The sequence below is a fragment of the Enterococcus sp. DIV1758 genome (genome assembly GCF_051711985.1).
Taxonomy (GTDB): Bacteria; Bacillota; Bacilli; order Lactobacillales; family Enterococcaceae; genus Enterococcus; species Enterococcus faecalis.
Genome location: NZ_JBIOOA010000001.1, coordinates 842,084 through 867,663, shown reverse-complemented (window position 1 = coordinate 867,663; position 25,580 = coordinate 842,084). Strand labels below are relative to the sequence as shown.

The following is a 25,580-nucleotide window of genomic DNA, read 5'->3' as shown; positions in this document are numbered from 1 at the left end:
TTACTTACAGCATAAATGAAAGCGATTAAAAAGTAAAGTTCTCTTGAAAATTCCAATGTTCAACTTTTAGGCTAGGTTCTTTTTATATGCTAAAATAGAATAGAAACGGAGGTTTTTTAATGGAATGGATTGAAATTAAGCACGCAACACAAAATAATTTGAAGAATGTCTCTGTCAATATCCCTAAAAAGCAACTAACTGTTGTTACTGGACTTTCGGGTTCAGGAAAGTCCTCCTTAGTATTTGACACATTAGCCGCTGAATCACGTCGTGAACTAAATGATACATTTAGTTCGTTTGTTCAAAATTACTTACCCAAATATGGTCGTCCAGAAGTTGAAAAAATCGAGAATCTTCCTGTTGCAATTGTCATTGACCAGAAAAAAGTAGCAGGCAATTCTCGTTCGACAGTGGGAACGTATACAGATATTTATACGTTTTTACGTTTGTTGTTTTCACGAGCAGGTTCTCCATTTGTTGGTTATTCAGATACTTTTTCGTTTAATCATCCGGATGGAAAATGTCCAACATGCGACGGCTTAGGAAAGATTACCGAAATCAATCTTCATCAGCTAGTTGATTATGACAAATCATTAAACGAAGGGCCTATCGATTTCCCCACATTTACAGTTGGCAACTGGCGGTGGAAGCGTTATGCCCATAGTGGTCTATTTGATTTGGATAAAAAAATCAAGGACTATTCTCCTGAAGAGTTAGCATTATTTTTATATGCTCCACAACAAAAACTAGCTAATCCACCCAAAGAGTGGCCTCATACAGCTTTGTATGAAGGAATCGTCCCGCGTATGCAACGTAGCATATTGCATACAGACGAAGGCAAACGTCATCAAAAATACCTTAATCACTTTGTTACCGTAAAAAGATGTCCTGATTGTTTAGGAAGTAGAGTCAATGAACGTGTTCGTAGCTGCAAAATTAATCAGAAAAGTATTGCTGATGCTGTTGACATGCCACTCACTGAATTACATTCTTTTATTCGTTCAATGGACCTATCCTTAATAAAAACTATTCAAGAAGAGCTACTTGTACGTCTAGAAGCATTAATTAATATCGGTCTCTCCTACCTCACATTAGGACGAGCAACTGAAACACTTTCTGGTGGTGAAGCACAGCGGATTAAAATTGCTAAGTATGTAAACAGCGCCTTAAACGATATTATGTATATTTTAGATGAACCAAGTGCTGGCTTACATCCAAAGGACATCGAACGGATCAGTCGTGCATTGCTCAATTTAAAAAATAAAGGAAACACCGTGATTCTGGTGGAACACAATCCACAATTAATTAAGGAAGCTGATTTTATCATCGATATAGGACCTTTCGCAGGCGAAAATGGTGGCCATGTCCAGTTTTCAGGAACGTATGACGCATTTTTAGCCTCCAAAACCTTGACTAGTCAAGCGCTTCAAGAGCCGCTCCCTTTAAACGACCAACCAAGAAAAGCAAGGAAGTCTTTAACAATCGAACATGCGACACTGCATAATTTAAACAATCTATCTGTCGAAGTTCCGTTAGGAGTTTTGACTGTTATTTGTGGGGTCGCTGGTTCAGGTAAATCATCATTAGCGGAAGAAATTTATCAAAAAGCCCAAGCTGATAACCAAGAAATTATTCATCTTTCACAAAAAAGCATTACCGCAAATTTACGATCCACACCAATGACCTATCTCAATATTTTTGATAAGGTCCGCAAACTGTTTGCGGAAGAAAATCATGTTAGTCCAGCTTTATTTAGCTATAATTCCAAAGGCGCCTGTCCTACTTGCAAGGGGAAAGGAATAATTGTCTCCGATATGTCTTTTATGGAGGATGTTACTAGTATTTGCGAAACCTGTCATGGAACGCGTTACAAAGAAGAGGTGCTTCATTATCTGTATAACGGAAAAAATATCGTTGAAGTACTAGCTTTAAGCGTTAAAGATGGCTATGATTTTTTCAAAGACCAGCCTTTTGCTCTTTCATTAAAAAATTTACTGGAAGTTGGCTTAGGCTACCTTAAACTCAATCAATCGCTCTCAACATTATCTGGTGGCGAATTGCAAAGGGTAAAATTAGCAGACACACTTCACCAAAAAAAAGCTATCTATTTAATGGATGAACCTACAGATGGTTTACACTTAATTGATATCCAACAAAGTCTTCAACTTTTCAATCGAATGGTAGAAGAAGGAAACAGCTTGATTTTATTAGAACATCACATTGATGTGATTAAAAGTGCCGACTGGTTGATTGAACTAGGTCCCGAAGGTGGAGAAAATGGCGGACAGCTTCTTTTTACAGGAACCCCAGCAAATATGCTAAATTCCACTCATTCTATTACTAAAGGCTATCTGTAAAATAATTGGAACAATAACAATGTTACTTTTATCCCCAACCTATATTACTTTTTAAGCTTGGAACAAAAACCTTTCTGGATTTTTGTTCCAAGCTCTTTCTTTTTTAATTTATATATGCACAGACCAATTCAAATACTTTTTCCATTGCCTGTGTTTGTGTATCTTCTGTTACTTTGACTGCGTTAGCATCCGCTCTATCGCAAATAATTCTTATAGAAACAAAAGCGCAATCATTTAAAAAGCAGCATTGTGCAATAGCTGCGGATTCCATATCCACACAGTCAATAGAGAATTGTTCAATTAAGTTTCTTTTTTCAGTTGTGTCACAAACGAAGCCTTCTCCAGTTCCAAAACGAACACACTTTATCTTTTCATCTAGATGTTGAAGTTCGGCCAGCATTCCTTTATCTCCTTTATAGTACAGCTGATAAGGAAATTTATTGATTGACTGTCTTTCACGAATATCGTAATGGCAGTATTCCTCACCTAGCACCATCTCAAAGAGTTGCAGTTTTTCATTTAAACAGCCACAAATACCGATATTAATTAGTTGTTCTATTTGAAATGAATCAATAAGTATTTGACTATATAGCGCAGCATTCGTCTTTCCTTGTCCTGCACAAACCATAATGACTTGCGATGTTTTTTGTTCATAAATATAAAATGTATTTTTTGCTAGCTGTATCTTTCGTTGTGGTGGAAAATATTCCAATAATTTTTGAAGCTCTAAATCCATTGCGGCAATAATTCCTAATTTCATCTATCTCCTCCTTTTTTCTATTTCAACCCAACTTCCATCTTCATAGGTTGGTGATCTGTATATTTAAATTGTTCGTCCTTTGTTTTCACGCTATGAACAGCCACATTATCAGAAACAATAAAACCATCAATTACATACACTTGGGATGTTTCATAGGAGCCAGTGTATGGCTTATTAAGCACCCGCACAGTCGGCTGTTGATCATCATAAGCAAGTGAAAAATGTTTAGGTAAGTCTGCTGGATCAATTTCTCCTGGTGCCCAACCAGCTTCCCCTAGGTCAGGATATCGATGACTGCCTTTGAAAACTTGATTAAAGTCACCTCCAGCAATTACATAGTTTCCTTTAGCGTATTCTTGGGATAATACGTCAGCTAACTTTTTGCTTTGAGCAATCTTCCCTTCCCCATTGTCATAGGCTTCCAAATGTAAGTTAAAAACCACTAATTCTTTGTCTGTGCCTTTAATTGGAAAGCGTGTTTCTAGAAGCGCTCGTTTTAAGTTACTAATGCTAACGGGCCAACGAAAGGGATTGGGTAGAGCAATGCGTTGGGCCTCTGTTATTTTTTCATTTGATAATGTTAATAAACCACTTTCTACTCGTCCAATCGGCGGCCAAGGAATGGGCACATAATCTACCTTAAAATTATAAGCAAATGCGCTGTTCAGCTGTAGCTGTTTTTGTAATTCTTGCTCTTGATTGACTTCATAAGAACGTTGCGAGCGACGATCGACTTCTTGGAATAAGTAAATCATCGCTGGTAATTCTTTTAAGGTTTCTTCAATGCCCGTTAAATTCTGTTGGACCATTGCCTTATTAACTGGTTGGACAGTTTTGCCACCGTCCATAAAAAAATCTTCTGTTTGTCCTAGGCCGGCATAGCCTATGTTATACGTGACTAAAGAAATGGATTGTTGTTTTTCGATGGTTTGCTCTGAAAATTGTTTATTTATAGCAACTGGTTCAACCGCTCGCGGTCGAAACTCTCGGAAGGTTAAATATCCTATCAAAATTAAAGCTATGCATAGAAGAAGGACCATCAAGCTACCGAGATATTTAAAAAACTTTTTCATTGATTCCGATGTTCCTTTCACATTATGTCAAACCAAAAGTAGCAATTATCTTCGTTGCTACTTCTTCTGGTGTCATGTTTGAATTATTTATTTTCGTTATTTTTACATTTGGAAATGTACTTTCTAGTTCGCCTTCGTGGCTTACTAATCGATGTTCTTTAAAGGTATTGAGTAATTCTTTTCGAGAAAAGTCGACATCGCGTTTTGAAGGTTTTGCCTCTAGCCGCTCTGGATGAACATTCCGTTCTAGACGGATTGCTGTTGAAGAGACGAGTTCGACGAAATAGACGGCTTCATGTTTATTAAGAAAAATTTCTGATATTTCTTCTAAAAATTGAAAATCCTGTTCTTGATCAAAAGCAATCACCACTGTAAAAATAATGTTTTTTGTTGTATTTGTGGTTGGATTTTCTACAAAGGCATGAAAAAGTTCCTTTCTAACGGAATCAGACAATTGAAACGCACGTTCCGTATACCCAAGATAGTTTGCAAATAAGTCAATGGTTTGATGATTAAATAGTAATTTAGCATCTAACTGCTTTTCTAAAGCCTTGCCAACGGTCATTTTCCCGACAGCTTGGGCACCAATTAAAACGATTAAAGACATCAACTTTCCCTCCTCTAGTCTAATTTTCAGGTGGCTATCTTCTACTATATCACACTATATTACAACACCTTACAAAACTGTTCGGAAAATTTTCTGTTTTTTATTACAAAAAAAAGACAAAAGACTCTATAATGAGAGAGGACTCGATTGATTATAGATGAGATAGGTGACGGAGAATGGCAATAGAAAAATATTTTCAAACAATAGATGGCAGTCAAATTTTTTATCAAATTTTTGGCAAAGAAACAAATTACCCCCTTGTGTTACTTCATGGTAATGGCAATGATCATACTTTTTTTAATTATCAAATTTCTTATTTCTCCAAAGAGTATCAAGTTATTGCGGTGGATACCCGCGGACATGGACGTTCCACCAATACACAAAGTCAATTAACTTTTCCGCTTTTGGCAGAAGATTTAGCTGGTATTATTCAACAAGAACACTTAACAAAAATTAATTTATTGGGCTTTAGTGACGGAGCAAATATTGCCATGGTTTTTACCCATTTATATCCTGATTTCGTCAACAAACTCGTCTTAAATTCTGGAAATGTCACCATGTCTGGTCTAAAAAAATATGTAACGATTGCCACTTATTTTCAATATTGGTTTTGTCGTATTGGCGCCTTTTTTTCAAAAAAATTGCGCGCACGGCTCCCTATCGTGGCTCTGTTATTTGAAGATACTGGACTGACAAAACAAGATTTAGAACACATCCCCTGTCCTACTCTTGTTATTACTGGCAGTCGAGATTTAATTGCGCTTTCCCATTCACGGGCGATTGCTGATGCCATTCCTGCTGGCAAATTGGTCTTGGTAAATAAACAAGGTCATTTATTTGCCAAAAACTCACCAGATATTTTTAATAAAACAATCGAAAAATTCTTAAAGGAAATGAAGGTGTCTAAATGAAACAAATTATTCATTGGATCAAAACGCATACAGGATTACTAAAAACACTGTTTGTTATTGCGGTCTCAATTATTGTTGTTGCCCAACTTTTATCAATTGGTAAAACGATCTCATTTGAACAGTTAAAACAGATTTTTGATGAGATTCCGCTATGGAAATTGTTATTGATGATGGTTATCGGTTTAGTTTCCGTTACTCCGATGCTAAATTATGACTTAACATTAAATCGCATTTTAAACTTGAAAGTCTCAAAACGGGAACTCCTTGAATCTAGCTGGATTGTCAATACCATCAATAATATTGGTGGATTCGGTGGTTTGGTCAGCATGGGACTTCGTTCTGAATTTTATGGAAATAAAACAGAGGAAAAGAAAATTTTACCTGCGTTAACCCATATTTTACTTTTTGTGTTATCCGGTCTATCTATTTATAGTATTCTTTGCTTTTTCCTTGTTCAGTTTGATCCAAAAATGGCTTATTTACAGCAATATTGGATTTGGTTATTAGGTGGCGGTCTTTATTTCCCATTACTTTATCTTATTTTACATTTCCAAAAAAATAGTTCCTTTGGTAACCTCGATGCAAAAAATCGCTTATCTTTAGTTGTTTCTTCGTTCTTAGAATGGACAGGTGTTTTAATTACCTTTATTAGTATTGGTTACTTATTGGACGTGCCGATTCCTTTAATTGATATTGTTCCTTTATATGTAGCAGCTTCGATTATTGGGATTGCTTCGATGATTCCAGGGGCTTTAGGTAGTTTTGATGTCATGATGATTTTAGGACTGAGCAACTTAGGTGTCGATCGTGAAATTATTGTTTTGTGGTTATTGCTCTATCGTTTATTCTATTATATTATTCCTTTCTTAATTGGCTGTTTGTTCTTTACAAAACACTTAAGCCAAAAATTGGATACTCATTATCGACAATTACTGAAACAAATTACTTTGGAAATTGCCCACAAATTGGAAGTGGTTTTACTTTATTTTTCAGGAATTATGATGGTGCTCCTAGCCACTATTCCAGAAGCCTTCACTCAAGTGCATTGGTTAAGAGATATTAACCCCTTCCGTTCACATATTATTATTCAAATTCCGAGTATTGTTTTAGGCTTTGCATTATTAATTATGGGACGTGGGATTGCTGATCGTGTTAAAAGAGCCTATTATCCAACGATTATTTTATTAATTGGTGCTATCTTGTATTCATTTGTTGTTGACTTTAGTATGTTTTCCATTTTCTATTTAGCTATTTTATTATTTATCGTTATTTTTTCAAAATCAGAATTGTACCGTGAACAACTGGTTTACTCTTGGGAGTGGATGACGATTGATGGGTTTATCTTTGGCTTGTTGACCTTGTTATACCTGGTAATTGGTGTTTATAATTTACCGAACTTCCCACACCATCGTCATCATTTTGTGGAATTTTTCTTGTTCCCTTCCGAACGGATCTGGTTGTCAGGATTTATCGCTATCCTCTTAGTTATGAGTTTTAACTTTCTATTTGTTCGCTACCTCCAAGGGAAAAAACACCAAGTGGGTGAGTTTCCAGAAGATAGTATCTTGCATAATATCTTAACAACTTATGGCGGGAATATTGACAGTGAACTTGTCTTTCTTCATGATAAACAGGTGTTCTTATATCCCAAAGAAGAACCGACTGTCTTTTTACAATTCAATACCATTAATAATAAATGCGTTGTGATGGGCAACCCTTCTGGGAACAAAGAAGATTTTCCTGCGGCGATTGATGCATTCCTTAAAGAAACAGATCGTTTCGGCTATGTACCCGTCTTTTACGAAACCAATGAGGACAGCGTGATGTTACTACACGAATATGGCTACGAATTTATCAAAATGGGCGAAGAAGCCTTAGTTAATCTAGAAACATTTACGATGTCTGGGAAAAAATTCAAAGGTACCCGCGCAGTGTTTAATAAAATTACCAAAGCCGGCTATTCATTTGACGTACTCCAACCTCCTTTTAGTGCCGAACAAATGCACGAATTAAAAGCTATTTCAGATAGTTGGTTAGACAATCGAAAAGAAAAAGGCTTTTCACTGGGATTTTTCGATGAAGCGTATCTTCAAAGAAACCCAATTGCTGTTGTCCGAAATGCTGAAGGAGAAATGGTCTCTTTCGCTAATATCATTCCTAGTTACACAAATGAAGTTGGTACCATTGACTTGATGCGTCACCATAAAGAAAAAGCCCCTTCTGGAAGTATGGATTTCCTATTTATTCATTTATTTGAATATATGAAAACAGAAAATATTCATTATTTCAATTTAGGGATGGCTCCGTTAGCCAACGTTGGTCAATCAAGAAAAAGTTTTATTCAAGAACGGATTGCTGCGTTAATTTATGAATTTGGTTCAGAAATTTACTCCTTCCAAGGATTACGCGAATACAAGGAAAAATTTGCTAGCAAATGGCAACCCCGCTATACACTTTATTCTAAAAGTAGCTGGATTGTCTACGTGATGATTGCTTTACTCATTGTCGATCAAAAAAATATTGACTAACAAAAAGAAGCCCAATTAAGTATAAAAAGCTTGGCAACTTCACTGAAATTTAGTGAGGTTGCCAAGCTTTTTAATTTCTTTCATCTAGTTTTTCTTTAATCAAAAAGGCTGTTTCTTCGACAGATTTTGCGGTTACATCAATCACTGGGATACCATACTTCGCAAAAATTTCTTCGGCATAAGCTAATTCTTGTTCAATCCGTTCAACATTGGTATAACTGGTCTCATTACCTAAACCTAAGGAAGCCAACCGACTGCTACGAATCTGTCCTAATGTTTCTGGCGAACAAACTAAACCAATCATTTTTTGTGGATCCATTTCTTCCAAAATTGGCGGCAATGGAACTTCTGGAATTAATGGTAAGTTAGAAACGCGGTAGCCTTGATTCGCTAAATACATACTGACTGGCGTTTTTGAGGTCCGCGAAACGCCTAACAACAATATATCAGAATCAAGAAACCCTTGAGGATTTTTGCCATCATCATATTTTACAGCAAATTCAATCGCTGAGATTTTATCAAAATAGGCACGATCTAGTTGGTGGCGTCGTCCAGGCTCTTCAATAGGATCTACTCCGGCTTTCGCTTGAATTAATTCAAAAAATGGCGCCATTAAATCTAAATATAACAACCCTGTTCGTTCACTAAATTCTTTCGCCGCTGTGATTAGTTGTTTACTGACTAATGTACTGACAACTAAGGCTTTATCTTTTAAGGCATCTTTTAAAATCTCTAATAATTCTTCTTCTGTTGTGACAAAAGAAAAATTGTATCGATTAAGAAAAGAAATATCTGGATATTGTGCGCTTGCTGCAGCTAACAATTTTTGTGATGTTTCTCCAAGTGAATCGGAAATAGTATAAACAATGATTTCTTTTTTCATAATTAAGCTCCCTTATCTGTTTTGTGCGGCTTCTTTCGCTTGTTGCGTAATATAGGTTAAAATTTTCGTTTTCGTAATTTTTCCAATAACTTTTTTAGGATTTTCTTTTTCAACGACTGGCAAAGAATCCACTTCGTATTTTTGCAAAGTGTCAGCAGCTTCAAGAATAGTAAATTCTGGTGTGCAGGTTTTCACATGTGGCACTCTTGTCATACAAACAGCAACAGGTGTGCCATCAATATTTGTATTTAAAGAGGCTCGTAATAAATCTTTTCGTGACAAAACCCCTAATAATTCTTTTGCTTCATCCATGACATAAAGAGAACCGACATCATACATAAACAAGTTGGTAATCGCATCTCGAATTGAGGTGTCTTGGGCAACCATCAATGGTGGACTCATGATCTCCTGAACTTTTGTTTGAAAAACGTCAAAAAAGAAAAAAGCCTCCATGTTATCACTTTCGTAAGTATAACCAACTTTCGGACTTGCTTTTAAAATTCCTGAAAGTGTTAAAAAAGACAAATCAGAACGCAATGTCGCACGTGAAACGGCTAGTATGTCCGAAATGCGTTCACCACTAACTGGCTGATGCTCTTTTACAACAGCGATAATTTGCTCTTGTCGTTTACTTAATTTCATCATTTCCTCCTCAATTCCTCTTAAACAAATTGTGCATTCGCTTACAATTATACACATATTTATTGTTTTTTCAACATATTGACAAGAAACTTTTTCTATTGACAAACTTATTTCCGTCTATTATGATGTTTATTGAACATATAAGACACATATTAAACGGAGGTCACGCATGAAAAAGTTTATTTATTCTTTTAACGAAACACACAATGAAGGTAAAGAGACTCTTGGTGGTAAAGGGGCGAACTTGGCAGAAATGACACGCTTAGGTTTGCCGATTCCGCAAGGATTCACGATTACAACCCGTTGCTGTATGGACTATTTGGCAGATGCTACTTTCTTTGAAGAACACTTACAATCAAAAATTTTGAAAGCGGTTAAAAACTTAGAAACTGAAACAGGCAAATCTTTTACCGCGGATAATGAGATTCTCTTAGTTTCTGTTCGCAGTGGTGCTGCCTTCTCGATGCCTGGTATGATGGATACTATTTTAAATTTGGGTTTAAATGATCAACGTGTGAAAAAATTTGCGACCTTAACCTCTCCTGGTTTTGCTTTTGATTGTTATCGCCGACTTATTCAAATGTTTGGAGACGTCGTCTATCACATTCCCAAAGAATTATTTGACCAACAAAAAGAGCGCTTGGAACAAGAGCTCAACAAAAAAATTACCGCTTTTCAAGAAGAAGATCATTTCGCCTTGATTGTCCGCTACCAAGAAGTTTTTGAACAACATCAGGTGGTCTTCCCGCAAGACCCTGTCGCACAACTTTTTGAAGCAATCAAAGCTGTTTTTGATTCATGGAATAATCAACGTGCGGTGGTTTATCGAAACTTACATCATATTGCACATGATTTAGGTACAGCTGTCAACATTCAAGAAATGGTTTTCGGCAATCGTGGACTAGACAGTGGCACTGGCGTTGTCTTTACTAGAAATCCGGTCACAGGGGAAAATCAACAGTTTGGAGAGTTTCTTTTGAACGCGCAAGGAGAAGATGTAGTGGCTGGTATTCGGACGCCAGAACCCATTCGTCGTTTACGTTTGACTATGCCAAAAGTTTATCAAGATTTTCGCCATTACGCAGAACTTTTAGAATATCATTATCGTGACATGCAAGATATTGAATTTACCATTGAAAATGAAAAATTATATATTTTACAAACAAGAAACGGAAAACGAACCGCCGCAGCTACGGTTAAAATTGCTTTAGACTTAGCCAAAGAAAATCGTATTACTAAACAAGAAGCACTGTTGCGTGTGACACCTGATACGATTGATCAATTAATTCATCCCGTGTTTGATCAAGAGAAACGACAACACATGGAACGCTTAGCTATGGGACTTCCTGCTAGTCCTGGTGCAGCAAGTGGCCAAATTGTTTTTACAGCAGAAAAAGCCAAAGAACTGACCAATCTAGGAAAGAAAGTCATTCTTGTTCGTCAAGAAACTTCACCAGAAGATATTGAAGGCATGGTTGTAAGCGAAGCAATTGTGACCAGTCGTGGCGGAATGACTTCTCATGCCGCTGTGGTCGCACGAGGAATGGGAACTTGCTGTGTGACTGGTTGTGAAAGTTTAACCGTCAATGAAGAAACCAAACAACTACACTGCGGTCCACAAGTCATCTTAGAAGGAACAATCATTTCCGTCGATGGCTCAACGGGGGAAATTTATCTTGGCGAAATTCCCACAATTTCTGCTGATAATAACGATGACCTTCAAGAGCTCTTGTCTTGGGCAGATGCGTATGCTGATTTAACTGTTCGTGCCAATGCAGAAACTACACAAGATTTAGAGACTGCTATCCGTTTTGGCGCAGCGGGGATTGGTTTAGCGCGAACAGAGCATATGTTTTTCGGTGAAGAGCGTGTCTTGGAAATGCGTCGCCTGATTTTAGCAGAGTCTGAAAAGGAAGCAGCCTATGCGTTGGAGCAACTTCTTCATTTTCAACAGGAAGACTTTTATCAAATGCTGAAAGTAGTTCAAGACAAGCCCATGGTGGTCCGCTTGTTAGATCCGCCGATGCATGAGTTTTTACCTCATGAAAAGAATGATATTCAATTATTGGCGAAGCAACTACAACGGTTCCCGGTGACCATCGCCAAACAAATTGAACGGTTACAAGAAACCAATCCAATGTTGGGCCATCGTGGTTGTCGCTTAGGTGTGACCCAACCACAAATATACAAAATGCAAGTTACAGCCTTATTTACTAGTGCCATTCGATTAGTCAAAGAAGGAATTACTGTTTATCCAGAAGTGATGATTCCTCTAATCGCCGAAAAAGAAGAACTTCTCTATCTCAAACGCATTTTAAAAGAAACGATTGACGGTCTCTTTGAAGAACATAAAATGACTCCTTTCCCTTACGAAATCGGGACAATGATTGAACTACCTAGAGCTTGTCTGATTGCGGATCAGTTAGCAGAAGAAGCAGACTTTTTCAGCTTTGGAACAAATGATTTAACACAAATGACCTATGGCTTTTCTCGTGATGATATCGGTAAATTCATTAATACGTATCGGGAAAAGAAAATCATTACCCAAGATCCGTTTCAATCACTAGATCAAACAGGTGTTGGTCAACTGATTCAATTAGCTGTAGAGAAAGCGCGTCGCACTAAACCAAACATGAGTATTGGCGTATGTGGAGAAGTCGGTGGTGATCCGCAATCCATCACGTTTTTCCAAACACTTGGCCTAAACTACATCTCTTGCTCACCTTATCGGGTACCTATTGCGAAACTCGCAGCTGCCCAAGCCAAAATTTTAACCGAACCGGCTGTGACTGAAGAATAAATGGTCCTTCTTTAATTTAACGTGTGTAACAAATGATTCATCCTTACAAGATAAAAAGTGCTAGGAACATCAGTCGAAACGATTGATGTTCCTAGCACTAAATTTTAAGATCAATGATTGCACTCTGGTTATTTTCTTATAAACGCAGCATCTTTTGTCAAGGGGTCTGTTACATCTGATACATATCTTTCTACTTTCATATGCAAATCATATTTTTCTCTAAGTTCCGTAATACGGGTCATCATTGGAGAAGCGTGGTGTTTGTCTAATGCTTCCTGATCTGTCCAACTATCAATTAGCAGAACTGTTTCTTCATCGTCCATTGGAAAAAAGTATTCATAGCGACTATTCCCTTTTTCTGCACGAATCGCCTCTACAATTCCGCTGGCAATCATTTCTTTGGCAAATTCTCTTGCACGTCCATTTGTCCCACTATAATAAATATTTATAGTAATCGCCATCTGTCTTCCCTCCCTAAATTTACTTGCCTTTTTACGTTCCCGACTGGAATTGAACCAGCGACCTACCGCTTAGGAGGCGGTTGCTCTATCCTACTGAGCTACGAGAACAATCTGTTTTAATTTTAGAAGTCTTCACTACATCTGTCAATAGACAAAAAGAAAGTATCCCGCATAAACAATTATGCGAGATACTTTCTTTCAGTGAAACACGTCGTTCTTTTATCTATTATTTTTTTTGCCGCCGATCAAGAATCATTTTTCCTAAATAATAAAGTCCTGTCGCAATAGCTATATATTGCCCAATTTTGTTATTGCGTGCAACTTTTTCTTGTTTCGTTTTCGCCATTGTCCCCATCACCTTTCTAAAATAATTCTTTTTACATTTTTATTATAGTAGGTTCTGTCATTTTTTGCGAATAAACACACTTTTAAAAATAATCTTCTAAAATTGGCATGCCTTTGACTAAACGTTGGCCTAAACGTTGAGCTGTCGTTGCGTCTCCTTGCAAGCGTTCATAAAAAGATAACGTTTCTGCTGAACGATAGCCCAAGAATAGTTGCGTCCACGTTTGGATATCTGCTTTCAAAGCAGCAGTCCCTTCTTTTTCCGCAGCACCTTTAGTCACTGTTGCTTTTCCTTGTTCGTCAATTGTGATTGTCCAAATGCCTTCATTCCATGGCCCATAGGAATCTTCAATCTCTAAAGAATACGTTTCTTTTTCTCCTGATTGAAATGGATACTTTTCCAGAAATGTTTGTAACTCAACGATTCGTGCCATCATGTAAGGTAAAATTTTTACAGAAGCTGCTGGCGTTGGCATTAAATCATTTAAATCTTTTCCAGCAAAACCATTAATCCAATGGAACGATTGAACGGAACCACTATGTGAGCCAATAAACCCAGCTAAAGCTTTAAAAGCTGTATTAGTTAAATAGTTCCATTCTACGATTTCAAAGGTGCCAGCAGCTATCCGATAAATCACATAGCCTTCCGCTTTCCCTTCTGACGAATAATAAATCGCTTGATTATTTGGTTTACTTGCACGATTCAGCGTATAATCCAGCCACCAAGTTTCACGGATCACACCACCAGAGTGCGCTCTTTGATTTTCAAGGTATACGTCTTTAATGACCTCTTTACCGTCAGCCCAAGAAACTCGTTTAATGGTACCTGGAACTCTTTTAACACGTGGCCAATCTTCCGTTTTAATTGTATACTCCACTTGTTCAAATGTTTGTTCATAGCCATATTGACGATAAAATGGATATGAAAACGGTGCTAAGTAAGAAAGGGCAACCTTTTGTTTCGCTAAATCAGCCAACATTTCTTTCATAATAGCAGAGATGCCGCCTTCACCACGATATTCTGGATAAGAAGCCACATAGCCAATTCCAGCCATGGGATAGCGGACACCATGGAAATTCACTTGAAAAGGTGTCGCCATCACTTGACTTGTTAATTGCTCATCAATTAGGAAGCCATAGCTTTGCGTATGTGACAACAATTTTTCAAAACGTTCTTGGCGTTCCGCCGTGGGTTCCTGATTAAAAGCATAGATGACAAGATCAAACATCTCTTTCATTTCTTCTTTGCCCATTTTTTTGACTCTTTTAGTTGTCATTTTCTTTCCTCCTCGCACATTGTATCAATTCATTTTATCACAGAAACAGTTCTCTTTCTAAAAGCCGTTATTTGCTGTCATTTCTTTGAACCAACGACCGCTTTTCTTAATGGTCCGTTTCGCATCATCATCTAAATCCACAGCGATGAAGCCGTAACGATTTTTATAGGCATTAAGCCAAGACCAGTTATCCATACACGTCCACATATGATATCCTTGAACATTACTACCTTCTTGAATCGCTTGATGCACCCATTTCAAGTGATCTTGCACGAATTCAATCCGATAATCATCTTCAATGACTCCTTGTTCATTGACAAAGCGTTCTTCTCCTTCTACGCCCATGCCATTTTCTGAAATGTAGCAGCGAATGTTGCCATAATTTTCTTTTAAATTCATTAATGTATCATAAATGCCTTTTTCGTAGATTTCCCAGCCACGGTAAGGATTCATTTTTTTGCCAGGCATATCGTAGACATCATAAAAATCTTCTGGAAGTAAGCCTTCTGGTCGTGTTTCAACAGGTGTTTCTTTTGCTTTGGCACGACGTGGTTGATAGTAGTTTACTCCTAATAAGTCCACAGTATTTTCAGCAATTATTGCTAAATCTTCTGGCGTTGTTTCTGGCAACAAGTCATTTGCTTTCGCCCAGGCAACCATATCTTCTGGAAAATGGCCTTTAACTGCCGGATCTAAAAACGAACGGTTAAAGAAACCATCGACAAATTTAGCCGCATTTACATCGGCTTCATTGTGCTCATCACGAGGATAAGTCGGCGTTAAGTTTAAAATAATGCCAATTTCACCTGATAAGTTCATAGAATGATAAACAGCAATCGCTTTGGCACTAGCTAAAGCTTCATGATAGAGTACTTGAATCCCTTCTTTTAGATTCACTTTATCAGGATAATGCCAGCCATAGAGATAACCACCTTCAACTGGTACAATTGGTTCATTGTGCGTAAACCATTTTTTCACGCGATCGCCAAACAATTCAAAACAGGTTTTGGCAAAGTCGACATACAAATCAACCACTTCACGGCTTTCCCAACCGCCTTTTTCTTGAAGTACCATCGGCATATCAAAATGATACAAGTTCATAAAGGGCTCAATCCCGTGTTCTAATAAATCATCAATCACTTGATTATAAAAATCAACTGCTGTTTGATTGACTTTCCCTGTTGTAGGGTCTGGAATTAAACGGCTCCATTGAATGGATGTTCGAAAAGAGTTATGTCCCGTTTCTTTCATTAACTGAATATCTTCTTGGTATTTTTTATAAAATTGTGAGGTCTTATCTGGACCGACTTGTTGAAAAAATTTTTCTGGCGCTTCTTGATACCAAAAATCCCAAATATTTTGACCTTTACCATCACCTTCAAAAACGCCTTCTGTTTGAGGACCGCTGGCTGCAGAACCCCACCAAAAATTTTCTGGAAATTGATATTTCATGTTGTTTGCTCCTTTACGATTTAATCATTAAAAAAAGGATTGAACCCTCCGTAAGAGTCCGGACGATTCAATCCTTCGATTTTTTACTCAGCTGCTTCTGCGGCTGCTTCTTGTTTCAAGTATTGATCTGTTGCTACTTTTACGAAAGGCATGTAGATCAAAATAGAAATCAATAAGTTAACAGCTGCTAAAACTCCGCCGGCGATACTCTTCGTTGCTAAAAATCCGCCAATAATTGGTGGTGTTACCCAAGGTGGCATAAAGGTTGCAGCTGGTACTAAACCAGTTGCTGTCGCCACATACGCAACAGTTACAAGAACCATTGGGACTAAAATGAATGGGATAAACATAATTGGGTTTAAAACAATTGGTAAACCGAACATGACTGGTTCATTAATATTAAATAGTCCTGGTGCTAAACTTAAGTTTGTAATGACTTTGTATGGTTTGTTACGACGACCTACGATAAAGATAGCAATTAACAGACCTAATGTTGCCCCTGTTCCACCTAAGTTTACAAATGAATCAAAGAAAGGTTTGTTTACAATATAAGGAATTGCTTTACCTGCTTCTAAAGCTTTAATGTTCGCATCAATCGCTGGTACGTTGATTGTTTGCATTAATGGGTCAACCATGTTGGCACCATGTAAACCAAAGAACCACAAGAATGGTGTAATGAAAGCTAACAATAATGCTGATGGGTAGCTGTTTGCAAGTCCCATAAATGGTTGTTGAACTGCTTCGTAGAATGAAATAACGATATTGTCAATTCCTAAAGCAAATAGAATTGATGTAATTAAACTAAATAAACTGATTGTAATCATTGCTGGTAATAATGCCGCAAATGATTTTGCTACTGCTGGTGGTACACCATCAGGCATTTTGATAACTAATTTAGGATTGCCAGATAAACGTTGGAATAGTTCTCCTGAAATAAGTGCAATAATCAAAGCAATAAATAATCCAGTTGCGCCCATGCCTTCTAAGCCGCCAACTGCGAAGAATGAAGCTACAGAAACTGTACCGGCTGCAATGCCGTCTTTTCCATAAGATTTAACTAAATTGTGTGCTACTAAAAAGGCTACTAAAACGGCAAAGATTGCGAATGTACCGTTCCAAATGTTGCCACCAAAGCTTTTCCAAATTGGTGCATCGTTATACATCATTGGGAAAATTTTGTTTAAAAAGTCCTCATATCCTGGAATTGGAATATTATTAATTAATACCGCCAAAGCCCCTAAAATCATTAATGGCATCGTTACGACAAACGCGTCACGAATTGCTACCAAGTGCCGTTGCGCTGCGATTACTGACGCTTTCGGCATAAAGTGTTTCTCCATCCATTGAACAAATCCGTCCATTGTTATTCCTCCTAATTAACGCTTTCTCAAGCGCGTTTTTCTTATAAGACGCATTGACAACGAGATTACTCGTTATCAATACGGCGATAAAGATCGATAATTTCTTTTGCTAAATCTGTAAATGCAATCGCAGTCATTAAATGATCTTGACTGTGCACTGTTAACAATGTTACTTGCATGTTATTGCCTTTTGCTTCTTCTGTTAACATTCCTGTTTGCGAATGATGTGCATGTACAAGTGATTCTTCTGCATCTGCAATTTTTTTGTCTGCTAATTCAAAATCCCCCGATTTTGCTGCGGCAATCGCTTCCATTGCATCGCTTTTAGCATTTCCGCCATACATGATTAAACCCATGATTGCTTCTAAGTTCTGTTGTCCGTCCATTACCTCTACCCCATTTTCTGCTCTAGTTTGATGATCCCATTAATGAAATTGCTTGATCTAAAACTTTTTCGCCATTCATCATGCCATAGTCTGCCATGTTAATTACATCTAAAGGAATCCCTTTTGGTTGTAATTTTTGTTCAAATTGTCCTTTCATGAAACGAACTTGTGGGCCTAATAATAAAACATTTACCTCTTTATTTTCCAAGTTTGTATCTGCTTCAGAAGCCGATACTGCAAAGATGTCTGCTTCCATGCCACGATCTTCTGCTGCTTTTTGCATTTTTGTTACTAATAAACTTGTGCTCATTCCTGCGGAACAAACTAACATAATTGTTTTTTTTGCCATTTTCCTTCATCTCCTAAATTCTCTTTATTTTGCTTTACACCTTTATATAAGCAAGAAGCGTGCCAAGTTTTAACACATTGAAAACCTTGATATGACAACGTTTTTCAACATGGAAAGCGTGTACACACTAAAAATAAAACGATTACACACAGCTTTTTTGTGTGCGTTTCCAAAATAATAGGGCAACAAAAGAAAGTGAGCGATAAGTCGAAACGACTCATCGCTCACTTTCTAAAGCTGAAGAGAATCAACTGGACAAAAGCCGCTTTTTCCCTTTCCTTTAAGCAGTTTCCATCATTTTAAGCATTTTATAAAACTGTTTCTTTTTAAAATGACTTAAAAAGATACCTAATACTGCATCATTCAGTTTTTGTAACGCCCCATAAGAAACCATTGTTTCTGTATAACGCAGTTCACAGCTTTTTTCATCAATTGGTTGGAGCTCATATCGCACCGAGAAATCATTTTTAGTTGTGGATGTTCGAAATTGATAGGTCTTATTTTCTACAGCTTCTTCAATAACTATTTTCGCGCGACTATTTTTACTATATTCTTTGATGTATTCAAACTTACGCAACTGCTTTCTTGTAAGAGTTTTGCCTGTTTGCTTACGGATATCAAAAATAACAGAATTCATTAATTGCGTGTAAAATTCATCTGCTGAAATAGTTAATGTTTTCGTAATTTCCATTACCGTTTCACCTCATCCTTTGTCGCCTCTTCTTCAGCAACTTTTTTTCCTTTAAAAAACAGGTAACCACCAAGTCCAATGAAAAAAATCCCCGTTGTCAGACTTAATAAATCATAGTTTAAGGAGCTGGGATTCAACGAATACAAAACAATCAAGAAGCCAATACTACATAAAAATAATCCATTTCTAATCATTTTCATCCATCCTATCTTTTTAGACTACCGTTGCTTGGAAGTATAAAACGCCACCCCAAGGTTGTTCCTTAATCAACTGTTTTGCAACTTGTGCAGCAGTTTCAGGGTCTCCTTCAACTTCAAAAAATAACTTAATACCATTCTTTTCTTTAAAAGTAAATGTTTCATTTTCCCCTTGATATGCCTCTAATAAAGTAATAATTTCCTCTTGCTTCATTGCACTTGCAATCGAAATCATGCCGCTCGCTCCTTTCTATACAAGTAATTGCTGTTTTTATTGCCTATTGCTCACTTTCGCCTAATGCAGGATCCATTTTGTTAGCAGCGATAACAAACGGTGTCCAAATCAAGAAAGTGACTACCATACATACCAATGCTACGATTGGTGCGCGCCAGTCGGCACCTGTCGCTAAGAAAGATAATAGCAACGGCGGTGTCACCCATGCGACTTGTTGAGAAACTGGGGCTACTAACCCAAGATACGTTGCAACCCAGCCAATTGTAGTAGCAACTAATGGCGCAATTACAAATGGAATAAACATAATTGGATTCAGAACAACTGGTAAACCAAACATAATCGGTTCATTGATATTAAAGATCCCAGGTCCTAATGATAATTTACCGACTGTTAAATAATCTGCTCGTTTGGAGAATAACAAGATTGCAATAATTAGAACAATTGTACCGCCTGAACCACCAAACCAAGCAAAAGCATCAAACGAACCACGGACCCACATGTAGGCTTTACCGTCGTCAATAGCGGCTAAAACCGCAGCTGTTCCTGTTTTTCCTTCATAACCTTTTTGGAAAATATCAATATTAATTAATTGTGCTTGTCCCCAAATTCCTTCAAGAACTGGTGCCAAAACGTTTGGACCGTGAATACCAAAGAACCAGAAAATTTGAACAAAAACCGTTACGATTAACACAGCTCCTAGTCCTTGTGATAACCCAAGGAACGGTTCCGCGATATATTTTTGAATTAAGTCAATTAATAATTGACCGCCTGAAAGTTTTGACACCGTAAAGTTAATAATTGCTACGACATACAATGCGATTGTTGCTGGTAAAATTGCCGCAAACGCTTTTGAAACTGCTGGCGGAACAGAATCAGGCATTTTTATTGTTAAATCCGCTTGCATTAATTTACAAAAAATAATGGTTGATAAAGCCCCCATAATCATCACTGTAAAGAAAGCGTTACCATTTAAATGATTAAGATTTAACCACCCCCATGGATTGACAGTCAATTGATTATTAGCAATTGACGCACCAATTTCTGCCCCATTAATTGCGTTGGCAATCTTTTCTGGCACTTTCACAGCTAATTCAGCTGTGTTATTTGGTGCAAAAGCAACACCTGAAATTAAGGTAGCTAAACTGACAATCCCACCAGCTAGCTCATTCACATTGTATGCTTTCGCTAAGTTATAGCCCCAAGAAAAAGCGAAAATCAAACCAGCGATAGCCAATGTACCATTCCAAACAAAACCATTAATCCCAATGATGACATTCAATACTGCAAAAATACCTTTGTCTGCTTCCAAACTTGCCGCATAAGTTGAGACAAACTCTTGGGGAAGATCTCGAATAATTGCGTTAATCATTACGGCGACTGATCCAGCCATTGTCGCAGGTAATGTACCAATAAAAGCATCTCTTAGTGCCACCAGATGTTTCTGTGCACCAATTTTTGCGGCAGTTGGTAAGATATATTTTTCCATCCATGCCATTAATCCGTTCATTTTTATTCCTCCTGTATCCATTTATATTTATTAAAAAGGCAGTAGCCTCATTAAACGAATGAATCGAGCGTACAAAATAAAACCTTTGGTAACATGCACTATCCTTGTTTGCTATTCACTTTTCTTAAACGTTTTAATTCCTTATCCCATTAATGAGATTGCTTGATCTAAAACTTTTTCGCCATTCATCATGCCATAATCTGCCATGTTGATTACATCTAAAGGAATCCCTTTTGGTTGTAATTTTTGTTCAAATTGCCCTTTCATGAAACGAACTTGTGGACCTAAAAGTAAAACATTCACCTCTTTATTTTCCAAATTTGTATCAGCTTCAGAAGCCGATACTGCAAAGATGTCTGCTTCCATGCCACGATCTTCTGCTGCTTTTTGCATTTTTGTTACTAATAAACTCGTGCTCATTCCTGCGGAACAAACTAACATAATTGTTTTTTTTGCCATTTTTTCTTCATCTCCTTAAAAGTTATGACGTTATACACTTTATTTATAGCAATAATTGTGCCAAGTTTTTTCCTCATTAAAATACTGATATAACAGCTTTCGCTATCAAAAAAAGCGTGCACACACTAAAAGAAAACGTTTACACACATAAAATTGTGTGTAACTTACAAAAAGAAAACATCAAGAAAAAAGAGAGCGTTTTCTCATTTCTTGATGTTTTTTTATTTATTATTGTTTACTTTTAATTTCATTTTCTAAAAACATTTGGGTAACATGCGCAACTTCCGCTTCTGGAATCGTCACACGATACGCCCGTTCAATTAACATAAAATTCGTGCGTACGACATCGATTTCTAAACGATGTGTTTTAACATATTCCGCTAAGTTTGGAAAAGTTCTTGCTTCTTCTCCTTTAATTAAAGCATCTACCAGAAAAGCCAAATGAATCATAATTCCGGCATCCACCCCTGGTTCAACAATAATATGCATGTCTGTTTGTATTTGATGAACTGTTTTTTGTAACATGAGAATTAATTTTTGTAAGGAGTCCACAGAAGTAATGACGCCACTTAGTGAATGAACAATTGTATCAATCGCCACTTCATCACTAGCAATCCGTTTCAGTACATTTAATTTTTCATCATCAAAAATATCATAGACGGAAAAGAAGGGAATATTTTGATATTCAACATCCACAGTTCCCGCAATGGCCTTAATTTCATATTCTTCCATCAAGTTGTCGATATGCTTTTTAAACGTTTCTCGTTCAATAAATTGCATTTGAATCAGTTCCACTTTTGTTTCATCAATAACTGGTAAGATTCGTTGGTATAGTTTTGCGGCAACCCCTTCTCCAGTAAAGCACGTCACGATTACTGCTTTTTTAACGTTTTGACGTTTTTGCAGACTAGAACGAAATTGTTCTCTCACAACGCTTTCAAAAGAAAGTTGAATATTTTGGTAAATGTCCTCTAAACTTCGTCCCACGCTTGCCATTCGAATAGCTTCTAAGACAATCATTGTGCTCGTCATTGTAATCGCCTTCGTTCGGATACCTGTTTCTTCAAACAACATATTTCCAAACGAATTTAATGAACCCATATCGGTCAGTAATAAAATCCCATTATTTAACGATTCTTTTTGCGTAATTACTTGGTTTCGTAATTGTTCATACATTGTTTGAACTTCCATCGTTAACGGCATATTCATCGCTGTTCCGATTGACGTTCCTAAAAGTTCTTGGGCGGTTTTCAACATACTTGAGGCAGTAGAATCCCCATGCATTAAGACGAACACACCAACATTATTTTCTGGAGTTCTTTCTTCTTTACCGACATTAATAGATAAAAACATACTAATAAAGCCAATTTCATCGAAAGGAATCTCTATGTTGTTCTCTTCTTCAATAATAGAAGATAAATCTAAGGCTACTTGAAATTCTTTTTTCATGTTTTTACGGACATTATTTAAATCAGGATGGACAATCACATGACCTTCTTTGACACGTTCAATCGTACTTTGTAAATGAAGCGCAAAGGCAAAGCGCGCTGTTTCATTGTACGTGTGTTCCAAACGCTCTTCTGCGATATCATAAAGACGATTCGTTAAGTCCCAAATAGCTTCTGGTAGTAACTCCTTATGTAAAGAATGTTGGGTTAATTCTTCGACATAATTTTTAAAATACGCATTCATATCTTTAGAAATCAATTCTTCTAAATCAACATTTTCTAAGTCAGCTTCGGACAAGTCAGCGACTTTTTCTTCGATTTCATTGTAAACTTGCATGTCTCTAGCTGGATCTTGCGACCAAACAATTTTGTTAGTACCTGGCTGGAAAGATAAATAATTACTTTTACTGTCGACAAATTGATCCAAGCGCTCAGGTACTTCTTTAATTTTTAATAATCCTTTTTGGACAGGTAACGACAAATCCCGTTTACGGATAACCAAGTGTTCTAAATTGTGCGTCCGGTAATAAAGAAATGACTTAGCACAAACTAATTTTAAGTCCCGCTTCACCTGACCAATATTTCCTTCTGCATCGTATAACATGAACGCCAAAACTGCTTCGCGTTCGATATCAATTTGTTGGCCCAAACGTGTTGCCTCTTGCTGAATAAATAACGAAATGATGGCATAACGCTCATCTAGCGTCCGTGCATCTAAAGATGGTAATGTAATCGACATCGGAATCCGCCGATTAAAAGTGGTTAAAAAGTTTTCTGAGGATTCCGTTGTCGCACCAATAATTTGAACAGAGGCTTCATAGGTTTGACCACTTTCTCCTAATGGACGGTACACGCCTTTATCAATAAACGTAAAGAGCATTTCTTGACCTTCTGGCGGTAAGCGATGAATTTCATCTAAAAAGAGAATCCCGCCATCTGCTTTTGCCATTAAGCCTGGACTATCTTCATTCGCACCAGTATAGGCGCCTTTTTTTACGCCAAAGATATGACCAAATAATAATTGTGGGTTTTGTGCATAATCAGCACAATTAAAAGAGACAAAAGGGGCATCTTCATCTAAGGTTTTTGAATCAATTGCAAAACGGTACATACATTCAGCAAAAAGAGATTTACCTGTTCCTGTTTTCCCAAAAATAATCGTATGCAAACCTCTTGGTGGATATAAAATAGCCGCCTTGGCCTGCTGAATACTCACTTTTAAAGAATCATTGGCACCTACTAATGTGTCAAAACTAACAGAGGTGGACTCATCTACATGGACTTGTTCTCCTTCATTGATTGTTGGCACTGAATAGATAACAGGACGTCCAGTACTTCTAGTAATTTTCTTTTCTTTGAATAATTCATTTAAATAACGGCTGGCATTACTGCGATCAATCATTAACTGTTCTGCTACCGCTCCTGCCGTTAAGCCAGTTTCATTTTTTTGAAGTAACGCTAAGATTTCTTCCTTCCGAGATTTCATGGAATCCTCCTCGATACAACGTTCTGCTTGAAGCTCGTAAAGCGTTATTTCTTCGCTTTACGAGCTCCTTTATTTTTCGTGTTTTTCTTTTTGTTTTTCTTCTTTTTGCGTGTTTCTTGTGGTTCTTTGACAACAGAATTTACTGTTTCTGGTTTTCTTTCTTTCGTACTCTTTTTTTCTGAAGACGTATCTTTGACTACGTTCTTTTTTTCTAGTTCATCTTTGGCTTTTGGCTGCTCATGAAGTGCACCATCATATAAAAAGATTTCCTGATAAGGAATGGCCAATTGTTTCATCAAACGTTGATAATCCCTTTTGGTGCCATCGTTGATAAACGTAATCACTGCCCCTTGTGCACCCATCCGGCCAACGCGACCAGAACGATGAATATAGCTCTCTTCGGTTAAAGGAACATCTACGTTTACGACGTAAGGGACCCCAGTGAAATCTAAGCCCCGTGCCGCAATATCCGTGGTTAATAACAACTTCACTCGTTCTGCTTTAAATTGATCGATCGCCAATTTACGCAACTGTTTACTTTGATCTGAAGCCAGACCAATAGCCGGCACATTCTCATAAACTAATTTTTCTTCTGCTGCACCTAAATCAGCAACTTGATTGAAAAAGACCATGCTTCTGAATGCTTCTGTATGGGCCAAACGACGTAAGTAATCAGCTTTTTTTCTTGGTGCTAACCGAATAAAGTAGTGGGCGACTTGACCTGCTGAAGTATCTTCTTCCGTCACATCAATCACCTGTAATTTTTGACTTAAAGATTGCGCTTGATTCACGACACGATCAGCAGTCGCTGAATAAAAGACAAGTTGGTATTCGGTTGGTGTGTGTGTCAAAATTTGCTTGGTTAAACTTAGCTCTTCCTCTTGGAAAAGTTGATCAACTTCATCCATTACAATTGTTTTTAACAACTGAGCTTTGACTTTTTTGTTCTTCATTAACTCTAAAATCCGACCTGGCGTTCCGATTAACACTTCGGGACGTTTTTTTAACTTGTCAATCTGGCGTGAAACATTTGCCCCGCCGATTAACGTTTGAACCGTTAATTGAAGTGGCTTAGCCCAAGTCCGAGCAACTTCAGCAATTTGCATAGCTAATTCTTGAGACGGAGCAATAATCAACAATTGATTTCCCTGTCCTTTTTCAACAGTTAAGAGTAAAGGCAGCATATAAGCAAGTGTTTTTCCAGTTCCTGTCGGCGAAATTCCTAAAACATTTTCTCCTTCGCGAAGGGGCGTAAAACTTTTTTCTTGAATTGTTGATGGTTCGTTAAAGCCAGAAGCTTGCCACTGTTCTTGCCAAGCCTCTGGAAGTTGTTCTAAAAATCTCATATTGTTCCTTTCCTATCGC

22 protein-coding genes and 1 tRNA gene are annotated in these 25,580 nt (G+C 37.3%); 4 read left to right on the top strand and 19 right to left on the bottom strand.

Annotated features, from left to right (window positions below):
* Positions 1 to 119 precede the first annotated feature (119 nt).
* Complete coding sequence (locus tag IGJ52_RS04350) at positions 120 to 2,357, top strand: ATP-binding cassette domain-containing protein (protein ID WP_438791935.1); 2,238 nt, start codon at positions 120 to 122, stop codon at positions 2,355 to 2,357.
* A gap of 103 nt (positions 2,358 to 2,460) precedes the next feature.
* On the opposite strand, the gene IGJ52_RS04345 is transcribed toward IGJ52_RS04350, so the two are convergent.
* From IGJ52_RS04345 to IGJ52_RS04335, 3 genes are read right to left on the bottom strand one after another with little or no spacing between them, the layout of a single operon-like run.
* Positions 2,461 to 3,117, bottom strand: a complete 657-nt coding sequence (locus tag IGJ52_RS04345; protein ID WP_061100728.1) for a 5'-methylthioadenosine/S-adenosylhomocysteine nucleosidase — start codon at positions 3,115 to 3,117, stop codon at positions 2,461 to 2,463.
* Between the two features lie 17 nt (positions 3,118 to 3,134).
* Complete coding sequence (locus IGJ52_RS04340) at positions 3,135 to 4,190, bottom strand: endonuclease (RefSeq protein WP_438791934.1); 1,056 nt, start codon at positions 4,188 to 4,190, stop codon at positions 3,135 to 3,137.
* A gap of 22 nt (positions 4,191 to 4,212) precedes the next feature.
* Positions 4,213 to 4,797, bottom strand: a complete 585-nt coding sequence (locus IGJ52_RS04335; RefSeq protein WP_438791933.1) for a hypothetical protein — start codon at positions 4,795 to 4,797, stop codon at positions 4,213 to 4,215.
* A 176-nt stretch (positions 4,798 to 4,973) separates the two neighbouring features.
* On the opposite strand from IGJ52_RS04335, the gene IGJ52_RS04330 reads away from it, so the two are divergent.
* Both IGJ52_RS04330 and mprF read left to right on the top strand, forming a co-directional pair.
* On the top strand, positions 4,974 to 5,708 hold the full coding sequence (locus IGJ52_RS04330; protein ID WP_002358908.1) for an alpha/beta fold hydrolase: 735 nt from the start codon (positions 4,974 to 4,976) through the stop codon (positions 5,706 to 5,708).
* Complete coding sequence (gene mprF / locus IGJ52_RS04325; protein WP_002358907.1) at positions 5,705 to 8,236, top strand: bifunctional lysylphosphatidylglycerol flippase/synthetase MprF; 2,532 nt, start codon at positions 5,705 to 5,707, stop codon at positions 8,234 to 8,236. The genes IGJ52_RS04330 and mprF overlap by 4 nt, the downstream gene beginning before the upstream one ends.
* 70 nt (positions 8,237 to 8,306) lie before the next feature.
* Here the strand turns inward: mprF and IGJ52_RS04320 are convergent, their stop codons facing one another.
* Together IGJ52_RS04320 and IGJ52_RS04315 are read right to left on the bottom strand one after the other, a co-directional pair.
* A complete protein-coding gene (locus IGJ52_RS04320) occupies positions 8,307 to 9,119 on the bottom strand; it encodes a pyruvate, water dikinase regulatory protein (RefSeq protein ID WP_002355927.1) in 813 nt (270 codons plus the stop codon).
* A 12-nt stretch (positions 9,120 to 9,131) separates the two neighbouring features.
* Positions 9,132 to 9,761, bottom strand: a complete 630-nt coding sequence (locus IGJ52_RS04315) for a helix-turn-helix transcriptional regulator (RefSeq protein ID WP_002355926.1) — start codon at positions 9,759 to 9,761, stop codon at positions 9,132 to 9,134.
* Positions 9,762 to 9,930: 169 nt separating this feature from the next.
* Here IGJ52_RS04315 and ppdK point away from each other — a divergent pair, with 169 nt between their 5' ends.
* Complete coding sequence (gene ppdK, locus IGJ52_RS04310) at positions 9,931 to 12,561, top strand: pyruvate, phosphate dikinase (protein WP_438791932.1); 2,631 nt, start codon at positions 9,931 to 9,933, stop codon at positions 12,559 to 12,561.
* 128 nt (positions 12,562 to 12,689) lie between these two features.
* On the opposite strand, the gene IGJ52_RS04305 is transcribed toward ppdK, so the two are convergent.
* From IGJ52_RS04305 to IGJ52_RS04240, 14 genes are all read right to left on the bottom strand, one after another.
* The gene (locus IGJ52_RS04305; protein WP_002358903.1) at positions 12,690 to 13,022 is read right to left on the bottom strand and encodes a putative quinol monooxygenase; all 333 of its coding nucleotides are present in this window, start codon (positions 13,020 to 13,022) and stop codon (positions 12,690 to 12,692) included.
* A 34-nt stretch (positions 13,023 to 13,056) separates the two neighbouring features.
* Positions 13,057 to 13,130 (bottom strand) — tRNA-Arg (locus IGJ52_RS04300).
* A gap of 320 nt (positions 13,131 to 13,450) precedes the next feature.
* On the bottom strand, positions 13,451 to 14,644 hold the full coding sequence (locus IGJ52_RS04295; RefSeq protein WP_033624593.1) for a GNAT family N-acetyltransferase: 1,194 nt from the start codon (positions 14,642 to 14,644) through the stop codon (positions 13,451 to 13,453).
* 57 nt (positions 14,645 to 14,701) lie between these two features.
* Positions 14,702 to 16,096: a glycoside hydrolase family 1 protein gene (locus IGJ52_RS04290; protein WP_002355921.1), complete on the bottom strand. Its 1,395-nt coding sequence runs from the start codon at positions 16,094 to 16,096 to the stop codon at positions 14,702 to 14,704.
* 83 nt (positions 16,097 to 16,179) lie between these two features.
* Positions 16,180 to 17,457, bottom strand: coding sequence for a PTS sugar transporter subunit IIC (locus tag IGJ52_RS04285; RefSeq protein ID WP_002355920.1), 1,278 nt, complete (start codon positions 17,455 to 17,457; stop codon positions 16,180 to 16,182).
* A 65-nt stretch (positions 17,458 to 17,522) separates the two neighbouring features.
* Entirely contained in the window at positions 17,523 to 17,843 is a 321-nt protein-coding gene (locus IGJ52_RS04280) for a PTS lactose/cellobiose transporter subunit IIA (RefSeq protein ID WP_002355919.1), read from the bottom strand.
* Positions 17,844 to 17,865: 22 nt separating this feature from the next.
* Positions 17,866 to 18,192, bottom strand: a complete 327-nt coding sequence (locus IGJ52_RS04275) for a PTS sugar transporter subunit IIB (RefSeq protein WP_002355918.1) — start codon at positions 18,190 to 18,192, stop codon at positions 17,866 to 17,868.
* Positions 18,193 to 18,472: 280 nt separating this feature from the next.
* The gene (locus IGJ52_RS04270) at positions 18,473 to 18,883 is read right to left on the bottom strand and encodes a DUF3284 domain-containing protein (protein WP_368561311.1); all 411 of its coding nucleotides are present in this window, start codon (positions 18,881 to 18,883) and stop codon (positions 18,473 to 18,475) included.
* Positions 18,883 to 19,083 carry a DUF3188 domain-containing protein gene (locus tag IGJ52_RS04265; RefSeq protein ID WP_002355916.1) on the bottom strand — a complete coding sequence of 67 codons (201 nt, stop codon included), beginning with the start codon at positions 19,081 to 19,083 and terminating at the stop codon, positions 18,883 to 18,885. Before IGJ52_RS04265 ends, IGJ52_RS04270 begins: the two co-directional genes overlap by 1 nt.
* A gap of 13 nt (positions 19,084 to 19,096) precedes the next feature.
* Positions 19,097 to 19,315, bottom strand: coding sequence for a hypothetical protein (locus IGJ52_RS04260; RefSeq protein WP_002355915.1), 219 nt, complete (start codon positions 19,313 to 19,315; stop codon positions 19,097 to 19,099).
* A 43-nt stretch (positions 19,316 to 19,358) separates the two neighbouring features.
* On the bottom strand, positions 19,359 to 20,822 hold the full coding sequence (locus IGJ52_RS04255; protein WP_002364646.1) for a PTS sugar transporter subunit IIC: 1,464 nt from the start codon (positions 20,820 to 20,822) through the stop codon (positions 19,359 to 19,361).
* 141 nt (positions 20,823 to 20,963) lie between these two features.
* The gene (locus tag IGJ52_RS04250) at positions 20,964 to 21,281 is read right to left on the bottom strand and encodes a PTS sugar transporter subunit IIB (protein WP_002355913.1); all 318 of its coding nucleotides are present in this window, start codon (positions 21,279 to 21,281) and stop codon (positions 20,964 to 20,966) included.
* Between the two features lie 228 nt (positions 21,282 to 21,509).
* Positions 21,510 to 24,215: a sigma 54-interacting transcriptional regulator gene (locus IGJ52_RS04245; protein ID WP_002355912.1), complete on the bottom strand. Its 2,706-nt coding sequence runs from the start codon at positions 24,213 to 24,215 to the stop codon at positions 21,510 to 21,512.
* A 44-nt stretch (positions 24,216 to 24,259) separates the two neighbouring features.
* On the bottom strand, positions 24,260 to 25,561 hold the full coding sequence (locus IGJ52_RS04240; protein ID WP_002383417.1) for a DEAD/DEAH box helicase: 1,302 nt from the start codon (positions 25,559 to 25,561) through the stop codon (positions 24,260 to 24,262).
* Positions 25,562 to 25,580 lie beyond the last annotated feature (19 nt).